At 36.6% G+C, this 16735-nt stretch carries 11 protein-coding genes and 1 pseudogene; 1 reads left to right on the plus strand and 11 read right to left on the minus strand.

What is annotated here, in order from left to right; genetic code table 11:
• Positions 1 to 814: 814 nt before the first annotated feature.
• From ACFIL2_RS06040 to ACFIL2_RS06065, 6 genes and pseudogenes are all read right to left on the minus strand, one after another.
• Positions 815 to 1602: pseudogene (locus ACFIL2_RS06040) on the minus strand (ABC-2 family transporter protein).
• Positions 1586 to 1939: a hypothetical protein gene (locus ACFIL2_RS06045; protein ID WP_375680615.1), complete on the minus strand. Its 354-nt coding sequence runs from the start codon at positions 1937 to 1939 to the stop codon at positions 1586 to 1588. The pseudogene ACFIL2_RS06040 and the gene ACFIL2_RS06045 overlap by 17 nt, the downstream one beginning before the upstream one ends.
• A gap of 106 nt (positions 1940 to 2045) precedes the next feature.
• Positions 2046 to 2408 (minus strand): ABC-2 family transporter protein, encoded by a 363-nt coding sequence (locus ACFIL2_RS06050; RefSeq protein ID WP_375639894.1) that lies wholly within the window; start codon positions 2406 to 2408, stop codon positions 2046 to 2048.
• A complete protein-coding gene (locus tag ACFIL2_RS06055; RefSeq protein ID WP_375639895.1) occupies positions 2383 to 2637 on the minus strand; it encodes a hypothetical protein in 255 nt (84 codons plus the stop codon). Before ACFIL2_RS06055 ends, ACFIL2_RS06050 begins: the two co-directional genes overlap by 26 nt.
• A 51-nt stretch (positions 2638 to 2688) precedes the next feature.
• On the minus strand, positions 2689 to 3402 hold the full coding sequence (locus tag ACFIL2_RS06060) for an ATP-binding cassette domain-containing protein (protein ID WP_375680616.1): 714 nt from the start codon (positions 3400 to 3402) through the stop codon (positions 2689 to 2691).
• A 797-nt stretch (positions 3403 to 4199) separates the two neighbouring features.
• A complete protein-coding gene (locus ACFIL2_RS06065; protein ID WP_375633788.1) occupies positions 4200 to 5183 on the minus strand; it encodes an RluA family pseudouridine synthase in 984 nt (327 codons plus the stop codon).
• 206 nt (positions 5184 to 5389) lie between these two features.
• Here ACFIL2_RS06065 and ACFIL2_RS06070 point away from each other — a divergent pair, with 206 nt between their 5' ends.
• Positions 5390 to 7171, plus strand: a complete 1782-nt coding sequence (locus ACFIL2_RS06070; RefSeq protein WP_375633789.1) for a glucan ABC transporter ATP-binding protein/ permease — start codon at positions 5390 to 5392, stop codon at positions 7169 to 7171.
• A 1239-nt stretch (positions 7172 to 8410) separates the two neighbouring features.
• Here the strand turns inward: ACFIL2_RS06070 and alaS are convergent.
• From alaS to rplQ, 5 genes are all read right to left on the minus strand, one after another.
• Complete coding sequence (gene alaS, locus ACFIL2_RS06075) at positions 8411 to 11077, minus strand: alanine--tRNA ligase (protein WP_375680617.1); 2667 nt, start codon at positions 11075 to 11077, stop codon at positions 8411 to 8413.
• Positions 11078 to 11281: 204 nt separating this feature from the next.
• Positions 11282 to 12325 carry a recombinase RecA gene (gene recA, locus ACFIL2_RS06080; RefSeq protein WP_273791424.1) on the minus strand — a complete coding sequence of 348 codons (1044 nt, stop codon included), beginning with the start codon at positions 12323 to 12325 and terminating at the stop codon, positions 11282 to 11284.
• Between the two features lie 970 nt (positions 12326 to 13295).
• Positions 13296 to 14621 carry a replication-associated recombination protein A gene (locus ACFIL2_RS06085; RefSeq protein ID WP_375633791.1) on the minus strand — a complete coding sequence of 442 codons (1326 nt, stop codon included), beginning with the start codon at positions 14619 to 14621 and terminating at the stop codon, positions 13296 to 13298.
• A 7-nt stretch (positions 14622 to 14628) separates the two neighbouring features.
• Positions 14629 to 16023: a DegQ family serine endoprotease gene (locus ACFIL2_RS06090; protein WP_375680618.1), complete on the minus strand. Its 1395-nt coding sequence runs from the start codon at positions 16021 to 16023 to the stop codon at positions 14629 to 14631.
• A 267-nt stretch (positions 16024 to 16290) separates the two neighbouring features.
• On the minus strand, positions 16291 to 16719 hold the full coding sequence (gene rplQ / locus ACFIL2_RS06095; RefSeq protein WP_375680619.1) for a 50S ribosomal protein L17: 429 nt from the start codon (positions 16717 to 16719) through the stop codon (positions 16291 to 16293).
• Between the last annotated feature and the right edge of the window lie 16 nt (positions 16720 to 16735).

Raw genomic sequence — 16735 nt, forward strand, 5'->3', positions numbered from 1 at the left:
GTTTAAATTGTATATTTTTAATTAAATAATAATATTTATAATAACACTAAAATATTACATAATAATTATCTTTCTATTAAATAGAATAAGAAATTAACAAGAAAATCAAGTATAATTCTCTTTGTTTACAAGAACAACAAAGAAATATATTTAATTATGTTATTGAACTCAGTTGCGTTGCCATCGTTTTTGCCTGCTTGGATTGGTGAATCCTTTTATTTCCAAGCAATTATTAACTGAATTTTGACTGCTCAGCATGCTGAAAAATCTCTATGTGATTGTTGTCTTGATAATTGCTATCATGTTGTTTGGCGAAGCTCTTAGCTTTCTATCGGGCAACTTAAAAGCTTTATTCTGTCAATTTTCTTATTGTTTAAGCAAAAACTCATCCACGTAATAATATATTGAATGTACCAACAAAATCCGCACGAATAACCACATTTTGCACATATAAAAATTACCCATCTTTGACAGTTTTTTAGCACTATAAACGCAACAAAAGTAAATTTTGCTCGGAGGAGAAAGCACTACTAATATTGTACACCATCTTACAATTGGCTTGTGTCATCAAGCAGCCATCCAAACTCAAACTAAAACTGATCTAAAACCAAGAAATTTAACTCTATGATTTCTGTTGTAAATTCTTTGCTCATAGCTATAGAAATACAACCGATTTTATGCATGAATATGTCTAATAAAAATCCTCATGTGTAAATTTTACATACCCTATACCGCCAGCATAAATAACGATATTTTACAGTACGATAGAATTTTCACTCAATTTTTTATTTTTATAATCATGATGACTTTTATATTATCCCCCTAATCCATTAAATTTACGCATTGTTTTCTTATAACTTATGAAAGTCATGACCATGGAAAGAAAAGCGCTCAACAGAAGATATCCAATATTCCATTCGTCTTTACCAAGCAACAATGACACAGGCAAGGAAGCAGAAAAAGCCATGGGAAGCATAAACAAAAGCCATTTTACGATGCTTAAAGGATAAATTCCTATTGGCACAAATGAAAGCTCGTAAATCATTTCATGAAAATATTCGACAGGCATCTTACGGCTAATAATAAATGTTATAAAATTGAACATCATGAAAAAACAAATATTGACGATAAAAACACAAAATATTGCAACAATAAAAGAGATCCATCTTAGCTTAAGATCAGAAATATTCGGTAATGATACAAATAAATAGGCACTAACATAAAGGACAAAGAGCTTGATCAAATTAAGAGGTTTACACCAACCAAACAACATCAACAACCAGATTGAAACGGGCTTTATCAAGTATGGTTCAATTTTACCATCCGCTACTTTTTCAAAAACGTTTCAATAGAATTAGTAAAAATATTCAAAAATATTCCAAGTAAAACAAAGACAACAAAGATAAAATGGATTTCATCTCTGCTATAGTTACCGATCTTTCCTGAAAAAGAAGATATTCTATCAATAAATATGAATTGAATAAAATAATAGCATAGAGAAAGCATAAACTTCCCAGCCAAATTCTTACCATAAACAATCTGTCGGCGGATATTCAGACTGATAAAATGAAGGATGATTTTCATCTCAACCACCTGCTCCATTATATGCTTTCATCCCTTTATTCCAAGCAATATAAATTAAGAATAAAAAACACAAAATATAAGTAAAACTTCCGAAAATAAACTGCTGAAACAACGCTAAATTTTGCGTCGCGAAAAACTCGGCAGGAGCTGATATCATGAAACGATAAGGATTAAATTGCATAAGCGGAATAAGCCACACCGGCCAAAAAGATGGTGGTAAAAGAACACCCCCAAGAAGCGCTGAACTGAGAATACTGAAAGAAAGTAATATATTGTACTCAATCACCCAAAAGCTTAATAAGGCAATTCCAAAAGAGATTAAAAAACAAAGCAGTTGTGATAGAATAACAACCAAAAAAAGAACAGAAAAGCGATGACCAATCCCAGAATATTTTCATAGGATAAAACAAGCTTAACAACAAAAAGAGCCAATAAGGGAATGCTATATAATACACTCTCCCCTAAAAAGTAAAAAGCATTTGTGTCATATAACTAAAGGGCTTTGTAAGATATACTTCTAATTGACCTTCTTTAACATGATGAGAGAAAAACTTAATCACATTATAACCATTATTTAAGCGACCTAGGACTAAAGCAAAAGCATAATAATACATCATATCATAAAAGCTAAAGCCATTTATGGTGTTGCCCGTATCAGAGAAAAGTGCATTCCATAATAGAAGTTGAATAACAAATGGCGAAAGTGTCCCAATGATAATATCGGTAAAAAACATTGCTCTATCACTTAGAACAGTGAGTAATCCATTCTTGGCAAAAAGAAACATACCAAAGCAGTGGTTAGATAAATTCTTTAAATTTAACACGGAGCATCTCTTCAAGCGAGGGAGTGGATACAGAGAACGTACAGTTCAATTTGGTTGTAATTTCGCGTACAAAACGCGCAAAATCCTCACGGGGCAACGAAACCTCCAGCGAGCATTCTTCAGCGTTAAAGTACTTATCTTTTAAAGGAGTAGATAATTTCAACGCAATCTCATCAATTTTTTCTACAACAGCTGAAGGTGCCGCCAAGTGTTCACAAAAAAGTGTCATTCTCACCAAAGAAGGAATGACATTTTTAAGCGCATGAAGATTACCATGAAACTATTTCTTTCCTTTATGCAAGAGAATAGTATCATCAACGTATCCATCAATATCTCCCATATCATGACTTGTGATGATATACCCAGTGCCACGCTCCCTTTTCAGTTTTTTAAGAAGCTCCCTGATTTCATGCTTAGATGTAAGATCAAGACCAATACTTGGCTCATCGAGAAACAACAGTTTAGGTCTAAAGGAGAGATTAAATGCCAATTCACTTTTCACTCTCTCACCCAGACTAAGTATCCGCACTGGCTTATCCATAATATGCTCAAGACCCAGTAACTCAGCGATCTCTTTAAGATCACGGGTAAAAGAGGCGCGTTCAAGACCATATAATGGTTGAACCATATCCAGACTGTAGCGTAAGGGCAAATCCCACCATAAACAATTCTTATGACCAAAGACCACACCCAAAGACTTGAACAGATTTTTCTTCGCTTTATAAGGATCAACACCAAGGACTTTAACACATCCCTCATCAGCGTATTGTATACCAGAAAGTATTTTAATCAGTGTCGATTTACCCGCTCCGTTAGGGACAAGAATTGCTAACGATTGCCCTGAAAAGAGGGTGAAACTCATATCTTTTAACACATAATGATTTGTATAATCCGGCTTGAAGAGAGAAAACACCTTGTTTTTAAAACCAATTTCTCTGTCAATGTTGCGATATATTTTTGAGACGTTATTAACGTCAATCAATAATGATCCCATCAGTCACTCCTAATTTCAACTTATCCCCCCTTTGAATGTTCCCATAATAAATATCTGTTTTTGTTCACTAGAAAAAACAAAAGTGTTCAAGCCCTCCCTAGAGCAATAAAACGCACCTGACGTTTTATCTCCAATTTTTTGTCTAGATATTTTTTCAATGTGATGAGTTCACTTCAATGAAGCATTAAGATACTAAAAACTTATTTCTTCTTTTATGAAAGATAATCTTTTGGATAAACTAAGTAAGTAGAAAAATAATTGGTCATTGAAAGGAGAGCTTTGCTAAGAAGGCTTCATTGTGTAAGCAAAGATACAAAGCATAAATCTATACTATAAGCATATCAAACCACATTGATAACAAAACAAAAATCCTTGACAACAGGAATTTTTTGAGAGGCTACTTTCCCTCAGCATTACTATAAAATGCCTCCATTATTCCCCATGAAAAAACTAAAATTGCTTTCACTATTTTAGTAAATATCTTTCAGATTTTATCTAACTCATCTCCCTCAACAGACACGCCTCCCCAATATATGACCTCTGTAGATAATTCAAAGGAGCAGCTTCATAAACTCAGATTATTAAACGATACATCATATCCAAAAATAACAATACAATCAATTATGGATAAAGATCTGTAGAAAGAAAGCCATGATATTCGAAAATTTCATCACTCAAAAACACAATTTTCTCATAGCAATTGACTTATCAAAAACTTTCTTCAAATAATGCCCTATTCATCTTATCAAATTTATAGACAAAATTTGTATCAATCAAAAAGAACAAATGAAGTTTGTTTAGTTGGTTTCAGCATCACTCTCATTAAAAGATAAAAGATTAAAACTTTGGACCATATGAGGTGGTAAAGGTGCAACAATGTCCAATATTCCTCCTGAAGGATGAGGAATACGAATACGACGTGCATGAAGATGAAGACGATTTTGAATTCCTCCTGGTAATGTCCAATTACTATCAGAAAAAAAATACTTTGTATCGCCAATGATAGGATGATCCATATGGGCAGCATGCACACGAAGCTGATGTGTTCTCCCTGTATAGGGTTCCATTTCAAGCCACGAAAGAGCCCGCCCTCGCGTATCTAAAACGCGATAGTAGGAAACCGCATGATGTGAATCTGGCTCCCCATGTTCACAAACACGCATTTTGTCACCTTGTGCAGTCATTTCCTTAACCATCCACGTTGAAATTTTGTCCTGCTTTTTTTTAGGCACACCCCGAACCAACGCCCAATAAGTCTTTTTTGTTTCTCGCGCTCTAAAAGCAGCAGTTAAGGACTGAGCAGCTCCCCTTGATCGCGCAACAATAAGCACACCCGACGTCTCACGATCAAGACGATGAACCAAACGCGGCTTTTCACCTTTTTTATTGCGCCATACCTCAAGCATACTATCCATATGACGTGTTAAACCAGAGCCTCCTTGTACAGCCAACCCAGCTGGTTTATTAAAAACAAATACCTTTGGATCTTCATAAAGCAGCATTTTTTTCAAAACGGTCCCATCATCCTGCCCACGAAGTGTTTTATCCGTTATTGAAAGATTTTCCTTGTCATTAATAGGGAGAGGTGGAATACGAACAGCTTGCCCTATACAAAGACGCGTATCGGCTTTAACACGTCCACTATCAACCCGTATCTGACCAGAACGCAACAATTTTTGCAAAGCTCCAAAACCAAGTCCTGGATAATGCACTTTAAACCAGCGATCTAAGCGCATTCCATTTTCATCTGCCTCAACTTTTTTTATTTCTATGCCTGCCATGAAAATTCCCTTACCTGCTAATTTTATTGATCTATTTTTGCGCCTTTATAAACACAAAAATTCATATTTTAGTTGGTCTTATCACACCATATTACAGTTAGTATCCAAAATTTCCTTTTCTTAACGTCCAAATTTTATTAGCTAAAAACTAAGCGTTGTAAAAATCAACAGCCTTTACGCTTAATAGCGAATGGAGATAATTAACCGTGTCCTTATTCAAAACCTATGCACGTGTTCTCACTTACCTAAATAGAGAAAAAAATGCATCCCTTTTAATCTGTACCGCTAATGTTATATTAGCTATTATCACTATTGCAGAACCTATTTTATTTGGACAAGTTATTGATTCTATTACAGACAAAACAGCTATCATCCCTACTCTTGCCATTTGGGTTTGTTTTGGACTTTCACATATTATTGCTTATGTCCTTGTTGCTCGCGGTGCTGACCGCTTAGCCCATAGACGCCGCTTAACGGTTTTAACGGAATCTTTCGAACGTATCATTGCCATGCCTTTAATTTGGCATCAACAACGTGGAACTTCCAACGCACTCCATACACTTTTGCGCGCAATAGATTCCATGTCAACCATATGGCTTGATTTTATGCGCCAACATCTCTCAACGCTTGTCGCCTTATTGGTTCTCATCCCCATAGCGTTTAATATGAATTGGCGTCTTTCAATAGTCTTGGTTGTGCTTGCCATCATTTATGTATTAATTGCACGTTTAGTGATGCGAAAAACAAAAGACGGACAAGCCGCTGTAGAATGCTATCATCATAACCTTTTTAAGCATGTCAGTGATTCAATCTCTAATGTTTCCATTGTACAAAGTTATAACCGAATAAAAGAAGAAACTTCCATACTGCATCAACATACAAATGCTCTTCTTAAAGCACAAAATCCTGTTCTCAATTGGTGGGCGCTCGCCAGTGGCTTAAATCGAATGGCTTCAACAATTTCAATCGTTTGTGTTCTTCTCCTTGGAGCTTTTTTTGTTGCAAAAGATCAATTACGAGTAGGTGAAGTCGTTGCTTTTGTTGGATTTGCACAACTCATGATTAGCCGCCTAGACCAAATGAGCAGTTTTATTAATTGTGCAATATCCTCACAAGCAAAACTGCAAGAATTTTTTGAAATGGAAGACTCAACCTTTCATATCAACGAACCGCAAAATCTTCCTTCCCTCCAAAATGTTAAAGGCGCCATACAATTTCATCACGTGACCTATCAATTCCAAAATTCTTCTCAAGGTGTTTTTGATATTTCCTTTGAAGTTAAAGCAGGACAAACTGTTGCGATTGTAGGACCAACAGGGGCTGGAAAAACAACATTGATCAATCTGTTGCAGCGCGTATACGACCCTACCCTTGGGCATATCTCCATTGATGGAATAAATATATGCTCAATCAATCGCGAATCTTTACGCAAATCTCTAGCAACAGTATTTCAAGACTCGGGTCTTTTCAACCGTACTATTCATGACAATATTTCAATAGGAAAAGCGAGCGCAACGAATGAAGAACTTTATGAAGCAGCAAAAATAGCAGAAGCTCACGATTTTATTCTAAAAAAAGCTGATTGTTATAACACAATAGTGGGCGAACGAGGATCTCAATTATCAGGTGGAGAAAAACAACGACTAGCAATTGCACGCGCTGTTTTAAAAAATGCCCCTATTCTCATTCTAGATGAAGCAACAAGCGCTCTTGATGTTGAAACAGAAGCACGAGTCAAAGATGCTCTCGATTGTATAAGCCATAACCGTACTACTTTTATTATAGCACATCGCCTCTCAACAGTACGCAATGCTGATGTGATACTCTTTCTGGATCATGGTCACTTAATGGAAAAAGGAAACTTTCAAGAATTAATCGATAGAGGGGGACGTTTCTCTAAATTTTTAAAGGCAAGTGGTTTAACAATCAAACCACCAAAAAGAGAAGGAGAAAATGTTATCCCCTTACATGAAGCCATAGCATCATAAAATTGACACTCTTTTCAAGCAAAAAAATCCTCCTCAGAATAACAAGAGTGCTTATATATGATACAAGTAAAAAGATTTCTAAAAATACCACAATCCATTTTAGGTATTTAAGAAAAATATTAAAACAGTCTAGTATTTTCTCTGCTATTGCAATTTTACTAGATTGGGACAAAAATATTTCCCTATATCTGTGAATATTGACGAGTATACATTCTCATTTAGGGAAAATGTAAAGGTAAAAACAATTTCCAGTTTTACCGTCTTCTTTTTACTCAGCTTTACGAATTTCAAAACGAACTAAAGAAATATCTTTTAAATAATGAATATTATGTATTGCGTTGCACTTTGTTTATCACTTTCTTTATAGTCCTCTCATAAAGAACAGAACATCATTGTTTTGCACATTCATATGACTTTTTTTAAAAAACATTTCTCAATGCTCTTAAGCCCATTTCACAACGACATTCGTGAGTGGTTTTGATTAATTTAACATACACAGAATTTGAAATAATAAAATCCTACGAATATTCGTAGCTCTTATTCAAAAGATAAAACGATAAATTATCATTATAACTCAATGTATTAAAGCAATTTTATCATAAATAAATTAGATGTTAATCTAAATCTTTAGATTTATGTGATATTCCTTTGATTCATATTGATAATTCATTACTTTATAATATGAAATAAAGATTTATAAAGATAGGAGAATATTCCTTTCAAGACCTTTTAATAATAAACCAAAAAACTGTTTTCTTGTACATAACAAGCAAAATGAAAACAATAGCTCTAAGATATAACAACGCTTTTATAAGCCTTTTCAAGGAAAGAGATTTTATTCATTTGAAAACTAATCGAATAATGACAGCTTATAACTTTATAAGGATAATCGTATGCAATAAATCTTATATTTTTCTTTCATAAAAAGAGATGTTTCTTCAAAAAATCTATAAGAGCAACATAATAACTAGTCTCCCTAGTAAAAGAATACACAGCAAAGCATGAAGTGCTGCATAATCTATCTTATCTTAAAAAGGTGATTCCTGAAACGCTTGGAAGCTATAAAGCCAAATGATAAAGTGGTGATAAAGACAAACACTGTCTTTATCTTTACAATTGTATTTTCCCCAATTACGCTGTATCTGCATTTCAGAAATACACCAGACAGATATTCATGATACATAGATGCCAACCAAATATAACAATGTGAAAAACACCTATGCAGAATGATTTCATTCTTTAATTTTTTTCAAGAAAATCTTTTAGTGCCGCAAATGCCTCCTCAGCTTTGTTCCCCTCAGGACCACCAGCCTGCGCCATATCAGGACGGCCACCTCCACCTTTACCACCAAGCATCGCTGAAAGAATACGAACGAGATCTACAGCATTTAATTTATCCGTTAAATCATCCGTAACACCGACAACAGCACTCCCTTTTCCATCCTCCGAGACACTAATAAAAGCAACCACTCCAGATCCAATTTGTTTTTTCTCAGAATCGACAAGCGCCTTAAGATCCCGTGGTAAAATATTTTTAACAACGCGTCCGGTAAAAGAAAACCCATTGATGATGATAATATCATCTTGGCTCCTTTCTGTTATTCCACCACTCAACATCATTTTCTTGCGTACATCATTCAATTCTTTTTCAAGTTTACGACGATCATCAAGCAAAATTCGCACCCGTTCTTCCACGCCAACAGAAGAAATTTTTAAAAGATCAGCAATTTCATGAATACGTTCATCTTGGCGGCTAAGATAAAGACGTGCTTCTTTGCCTGTTAAAGCTTCAATACGCCGCACTCCAGCTGAAACAGAACTTTCAGAAACAATATGAATCAAACCGATATCACCTGTTCGCTCCACATGTGTCCCTCCACAAAGCTCAATTGACCAACGCTTTTTTAATCTTCCCTGTTCAAGTGGCTCCCCCATAGAAACAACACGAACTTCATCACCATATTTTTCACCAAACAATGCCATGGCTCCTTCAGAAATGGCATCATCTACAGCCATGAGGCGCGTTATCACTCTACTATTTTGCAAAATAATCTCATTGGCTAAATCTTCTATTTTTTTCAACTCTTTTGGTGAAACAGATTTTGGATGGGAAAAATCAAAACGCAACCGATCTGGCGATACAAGAGAACCCTTTTGTGTAACATGGTCCCCCAATGTTTGGCGTAAAGCTTCGTGTAACAAATGAGTAGCAGAGTGATTCGCACGAATTTTCTTACGACGAACAATATCAACCATTAATTCTACACAATCAGACCTCGATGCCTGACCAGATTTCACCTCCCCAATATGGATAAAAACACCATCGCCCTTTCTTTGGGTATCATGCACCTTAAAAATAAAATTTTCACTAGAAATGATACCGCTATCACCAATTTGCCCACCAGATTCACCATAAAAAGGTGTCTGATTAACAACAAGCATAGCTTTCTGACCTGAAAAAATATGATCAACAATTTTACCATCACACACAAGAGCTGTAAGAATACCTTTCGCTGTCTCAGTTTCATAACCTAAAAATTCTGTGGCCCCCACTTGATCACGAACAGAAAACCAGATTTTCTCTGTTACAGCTTCTCCAGAACCAGACCAATTGGCACGTGCTTCCTCTTTTTGGCGTTCCATCGCTTTATCAAAAGCACCAACATCAACAGAGATTCCTCGACGACGAAGAACATCTTGCGTCAAATCAAGTGGAAAACCATAGGTATCATAGAGCTTGAAAGCAACTTCACCATTCAAATAGTCCCCTTCTTTAAGATCGGTACTTGCTTCGTTCAACAAACCAAGTCCTCGTTCAAGCGTTTTACGAAAACGTATTTCTTCTAACCTTAAAGTTTCTGAAACCAAAGATTCAGCACGCACCAACTCAGGATAAGCTTGTCCCATTTCGCGAATTAAAGCAGGCAAAAGTCGCCACATTAAGGGCTCTTTAGCACCAAGAAGATGCGCATGACGCATAGCACGACGCATAATACGACGTAAAACATATCCTCTTCCTTCATTAGAAGGAAGCACACCATCAGCAATCAAAAATGCAGATGAGCGAAGATGATCAGCAATGACACGATGGCTGGCAATAAAATCACCCTTTGCCTCAATCCCTGTAATTTCTTCTGACGCGTCAATTAATGCACGAAAAAGATCAATGTCATAATTATCATGAACGCTCTGTAAAACAGCTGCAATACGCTCTAACCCCATACCGGTATCAATAGAAGGATGAGGTAAGTTAACACGTTCTTCCTTGGAAACTTGCTCATACTGCATAAAAACAAGATTCCAAATCTCAATAAAGCGATCCCCATCTTCATTAGCACTTCCAGGAGGACCGCCCCAGATTTCATCACCATGATCATAAAAAATCTCCGAACAAGGCCCACAAGGGCCTGTTTCTCCCATCGACCAAAAATTATCAGCCGTCGCAATACGGACAATTTTTTCATCTGGAAGACCAGAAATTTTACGCCACAGTTCAGCAGCAACATCATCACTCTGATAAACTGTCACCAACAATTTATCTTTTGGCAGGCAAAATTCCTTTGTTAAAAGATTCCATGATAAAAAAATAGCTTCTTCCTTGAAATAATCACCGAAAGAAAAATTACCCAGCATTTCAAAAAATGTATGATGGCGCGCCGTATAACCAACATTATCAAGATCATTATGCTTTCCACCCGCACGAACACATTTTTGTGCCGTTGTTGCCTGCGTATAAGAAGGTTGTTCAAGTCCAGTAAAAACATTTTTAAACTGCACCATCCCTGCATTTGTAAACATAAGTGTAGGATCATTCCGCGGAACAAGCGGACTAGAAGAAAGAACTTTATGCCCATTACGATGAAAATAATCCAAAAATATTGACCGAATATTATTAACACTATTCATGTTGACACCTGCTCAATACAGCACAAAACCATAAAAGAAAAATCCCCCTCATTAAATCCTCTTCGCCACGCATGGAGTCAATTTAATCAAAAATGGAATATTTGTTTTAAAAAATTGAGAAACAACGACTGCGTATTTAAAAACTCAAACAAAAAAACAGAAAAATCTTAAAGGAAAAAAATTATAAACGAAAAAAACGCCCCATCAAATGGCTTCATCACTTTCTATATTTTCTGACCCTGCATTTTCTAACAATTCAATCGCAATCAAACCAGCATTTTGGCGCAAAGCTGCTTCAATCTCTGTAGCTATTTCCACATGTTCACGTAAAAACTGCTTTGCATTCTCACGCCCCTGCCCTAAACGCTGAGAATTATAAGAAAACCATGCACCAGATTTTTCCACAACACCAACCTTGACACCCAAATCAATCAATTCACCTACTTTGGAAATACCTTCACCATAAATAATATCAAACTCAACCTGTTTGAATGGAGGTGCCAATTTATTTTTCACCACTTTAACGCGCGTCTGATTACCAACGATTGAATCCCTATCTTTAATGGATCCAATGCGACGAATATCTAAACGAACAGAAGCATAAAACTTTAAAGCGTTTCCACCCGTTGTCGTTTCAGGAGAACCAAACATCACACCAATTTTCATGCGAATTTGATTAATAAAAACAACCATACAGTTAGAGCGAAAAATTGCTGCGGTTAATTTTCGTAACGCTTTACTCATTAACCGAGCTTGCAATCCGGGCAAAGCATCACCCATTTCACCGTCAATTTCTGCTCGCGGTGTTAAAGCTGCGACAGAATCCACAACAAGCACATCAACGGCACCAGAACGAACCAACGTTTCTGTAATTTCCAATGCCTGTTCACCGGTATCTGGCTGAGAAATGAACAAGTTTTCTAAATCAACACCAAGCTTACGCGCATAAATAGGATCAAGCGCATGCTCTGCATCAATAAAAGCACAAATCCCACCACCTTTCTGTGCCTCAGCAATAGCATGGAGAGCCAATGTCGTTTTCCCAGAACTTTCTGGTCCATAAATCTCAACAATACGCCCCTTCGGTAATCCACCAATCCCTAAAGCAATATCCAAGGATAACGACCCTGTTGGAATTGTTTCAATTTCAACAACCTGCTCTTTTTGCCCAAGACGCATAATCGAGCCTTTACCAAAAGAACGTTCAATTTGTGAGAGAGCAGCATCGAGAGCTTTTGTTTTATCCACGATTATATCCTTGACCGAATCCATAATAACCTAAAACTTTAGTGTACACTGTACTTTTAATTTAACTAAAGGCTTGAGTTTAGATTTTCACAGACTATTTCCATTCCTATCTCCACATTATGTCCATAAACATTCATGACCATCACAATAAAGAATTGGCATTGCTTATCTTATGACACATAATAAACTTCAATAAAGTAATATCTCTATGGGAGCATAGTTAACATATTTATATCTCTCTAGAAAAGGAACAATTTAATTTTAAACACAATGTTCTACAACCCTTCTGCTTATCCCTTTGATTAAATACTTGAGAGACTAAGAATTCTCCCACTATTGATCACACAAAAAACGCATCATCAATCAACCTCATACCCTATTGCATCGAAGAACAAAACGCTATTGTGTTGCATATTCATGCACTTGATTTAAGAAACATCTCTCAAAACTTCCAAGCTCATTTTGTGACAACACCTATGAATGTGGTATACTGCAAAACCCTTTAGGCACCACCATCTTTACTCTATAGAAGGAGCAAGCCGGCACCATCACACTATTTATCATCCCCCAATGTTGCGACAGCTCTCGGCACTTGAGACGATTCATAAGAGGGATTTTTAGTCCTTTCTTGTACAGTTTTTATCACACGCTAATCCTGCTTGTAACATGCAAGCGAATAACTTGATTGCTTCAACAAATAACAGACTTGGGATGAGAGAAATTTACGGTATTTGAAACTTTCATTCAACTTACGAAACAGTCAATTATCATTATAAGTCAATATATTATTTAATAAAAACCAAAAAAAATAAAGCAGCTTAAAAGTTGAATGACATATTTAAATTTGAAAAAATATGCAATTTTGGAGATATCAAAAAAAAATCTCTACAAGCAATGCAATAAATGTTTAAAATATAAGCTAAATTTCTCATACAATAACATAAGAGATCAATAAAAAACGTATTTCAACTCAAATTTTATTTTGATCTTTACGTTTTTTGCGCAACTGTTGCCACCACTCAAGACGTTTCACAATTTCACGCTCAAAACCACGCTCAACTGGTTTATAATAACTCTGACGCCCAAGTTTTTCGGGAAAATATTCTTGTCCTGAAAAAGCATCTGGTTCATCATGGTCATAACAATAACCACTTCCATACCCTTCTTCCTTCATAAATTTCGTAGGAGCATTAAGAATATGCTTAGGAGGTGGTAAAGAGCCATTTTTGCGTGCACAACGCAGTGCTGCTTTATACGCAAGATATGCTGCATTTGACTTTGGCGCAGTTGCAACATAAAGACATGCTTGCGCCAAAGCCAATTCTCCTTCTGGTGATCCTAAATAATCATAGGCATCTTTTGCTGCATTACAAATGACAAGAGCTTGAGGATCCGCCAAACCAACATCTTCAACGGCTATACGAACCAATCTTCGCCCAATATAGAGAGGATCTTCACCAGCATCCAACATACGTGCCAAATAATAAAGCGCAGCATCAGGATCAGATCCACGAACGGATTTATGCAACGCTGAAATGAGATTATAATGCCCATCTCGTCCTTTATCATAAATAGGCGCACGACGCTGAATAACTTTTTGCAAAGCAACAACATCAAGAATCTCTCCCAATGGTGCAATAGACCAAACTTCCTCTGCCAATGTTAACGCAACCCTCGCATCACCATCAGACATCTCTATCAAAACGTCTCTGGCATCATTATCCAAGGGAAGAGTTTTTCCCTCCACTTCTTCAGCACGCCTCAAAAGCATGTCCAAACTTTCATGATCATGAGAAAGAAATGTTAAAACACGTGCACGCGAAAGAAGGGCAGCATTCAGTTCAAAAGAAGGATTTTCGGTTGTTGCACCTATAAGTACCACAGTACCCTCTTCCATCACAGAAAGAAAACTATCCTGCTGTGCACGATTAAACCGATGAATTTCATCAACAAAGAGAAGTGTTTTATCCCCAGATATAAAACGCCTCTGCGCAACTTCAAAAATCTTTTTAAGTTCAGAAACTCCTGTAAAAATAGCAGAAACCTGTTCAAACGCGAAATTTGTTTCAAGGGCTAACAAACGTGCAACGGTCGTTTTTCCCGTCCCTGGAGGTCCCCAAAAAATCATCGATCCAATTGAGCCTGTTGCCGCCATACGTGAAAGCAAACCATCCTCTCCAATCAAATGCTTTTGTCCCACAACATCATTGAGAGAACAAGGGCGCATTCTTTCTGCTAGTGGCTGATTTTTATTAACTTGAAAATCAAACGACGAAGTAAAAAAATCTTTCTTCAAAAAAACCTCAACGAATAAATTGGCGAATATACATACCATCACGTTCATATTCCAATTGCCACATATTTGAGTGACCTTGCATAAGAACCTTTTTCAACTGATGAACTGTTTGAATTTTATGGCCATTTACAACACGTAGAATATCTCCTGACTGAAAAATTCCAGCAGCATTGCTCATTTCCTCAAGATTGGTAATCACAACCCCTTTTGCAGATATAGGAAGATGAAAACGTCGACTATTTTGCGGTGTTAAATCTAACACCTCAGCACCAGCAAGAGGACTTTCACCCGTAATTTTTTCAGATTTTAAAAATGCAGTTTCTGATATCGATGAAACTGTTATTTGTGTTTTTAAAGTTTTTCCACTTCGTAAATATTCCAAAGCAAGACTATGCTCAACGTCAGCTGTCATCAAACGATACCCAAGACTATCTGGGCTGTCAACGCGTACCCCCTGCACACTCAAAATAACATCACCTACTTTCAATCCAGCTTTTTCAGCAGGACTATCTTTGATAACTTCAATAATCAGAGCACCATAGGGACGTTCTAAACCTAAACCACCAGCAATATCAGGTGTAACATTTTGAAAAGAAGCCCCAATATAAGGCGGCACAAAATATTTTCCACCGCGTTTAACAGTATCAAGCATTACTTTTACAAGATTAACTGGAATAGCAAAACCAATCCCTACAGAACCACCGGAACGCGAATAAATAGCCGTATTAATTCCGATTAACTGACCTTTCATATCAATTAAAGCGCCACCAGAATTCCCTGGATTAATGGCTGCGTCTGTTTGAATAAAAAAGTCAAAATCAGAAATCCCAACACGTGTACGCGCTTGCGCTGAAACAATACCACTTGTAACTGTTTGACCAACACCAAAAGGATTACCAATAGCAAGAACAAGATCACCAACTTCAACAGTATCAGAATTTCCCAAAGAAAGAACCGGAAATTGAGCATCTTTTTCCTTAACTTCAAGAATTGCAATATCAGTTGCTTCATCTTTGAGCACGACCTTACTCTCAAACTCCCGTCCATCAGAAAAAGCCACTTTAATTTCGCTTGCATCTTTAATGACGTGGTAATTTGTAACGATCAAACCACGTGCATCAACAATCACCCCTGATCCTAATGACGATTGCTTACGAACAGGAAATTTATTTTGAAAACGACCAAAAAATTGCTCAAAAAATGGATCGCCTTCAAAAGGTGATCTAGCTCTAATTTGTCGAGCTGCATAAATATTTACAACAGATGGAACTGTCTTTTTAACTAAAGGAGCAAATGAAAGAGTGATTTCTGTTTGTGTTTGAGGAACATGAGCATATACATGATCAAATGATATCTGCATCATAATTACAAAAAAAATCCGCACCCAAAAAGAACACCTCATAATCCACTCCTTATAAAATCAGCACATTCTGTTGAAGATTAATAGAATAAAAAAACGTATCCCCGCAAATTAAGGACCTCTATTAATATTTCATAATAGAGAATAAAAACAACCTATTTGAACAATAAATATTATAAAAATAAGATAATTCAATATTCTATAATTTTCTCTCTGCACCTATTTCTCAACTAAAACAAACTTAAAAATGCTCACAAAAAAACCGCCCAAGACAAGGCGGCCTTTAAAAATCCAACAGAATAAAAAACTCTACGAAGATGTTCCCTTTTCATTCTCAGAAGCTTCCATGCGAGCACGATCCCCAGCACCCTTCGCTTCAACATCACGATCAACAAATTCTATAACAGCCATGGGCGCATTATCACCGGTACGAAACCCCGCTTTCATAATACGCAAATACCCACCGTTGCGTAATGCATAACGTGGCGCAAGCGTATCAAATAATTTCGCAACCTTTCCTGCATCACGAAGTGCTGCAATAGCTTGCCGACGCGCATGCAAACCACCACGCTTACCAAGAGTAACAAGTTTTTCAACAATAGGACGAATTTCTTTAGCTTTTGGAAGCGTTGTCACAATCTGCTCATGCTCGATCAACGAAGTTGCCATATTTGCAAACATCGCTTTACGGTGACTGGCAGTACGGTTCAACTTGCGTCCTGACTTACTATGGCGCATAAGCCCTCTCCTTAAA

It is taken from the genome of Bartonella sp. AP30XZML (assembly GCF_042195945.1).
Taxonomy (GTDB): domain Bacteria; phylum Pseudomonadota; class Alphaproteobacteria; order Rhizobiales; family Rhizobiaceae; genus Bartonella.

What these genes read in the sequence shown, in the direction of transcription:
- ACFIL2_RS06055 (WP_375639895.1), bottom strand. Translation starts at nt 2,637, where the DNA reads ATGACACTTTTTTGTGAACACTTGGCGGCACCTTCAGCTGTTGTAGAA.
- ACFIL2_RS06060 (WP_375680616.1), bottom strand. Translation starts at nt 3,402, where the DNA reads ATGGGATCATTATTGATTGACGTTAATAACGTCTCAAAAATATATCGC.
- ACFIL2_RS06065 (WP_375633788.1), bottom strand. Translation starts at nt 5,183, where the DNA reads ATGGCAGGCATAGAAATAAAAAAAGTTGAGGCAGATGAAAATGGAATG.
- alaS (WP_375680617.1), bottom strand. Translation starts at nt 11,077, where the DNA reads ATGAATAGTGTTAATAATATTCGGTCAATATTTTTGGATTATTTTCAT.
- ACFIL2_RS06090 (WP_375680618.1), bottom strand. Translation starts at nt 16,023, where the DNA reads ATGAGGTGTTCTTTTTGGGTGCGGATTTTTTTTGTAATTATGATGCAG.
- rplQ (WP_375680619.1), bottom strand. Translation starts at nt 16,719, where the DNA reads ATGCGCCATAGTAAGTCAGGACGCAAGTTGAACCGTACTGCCAGTCAC.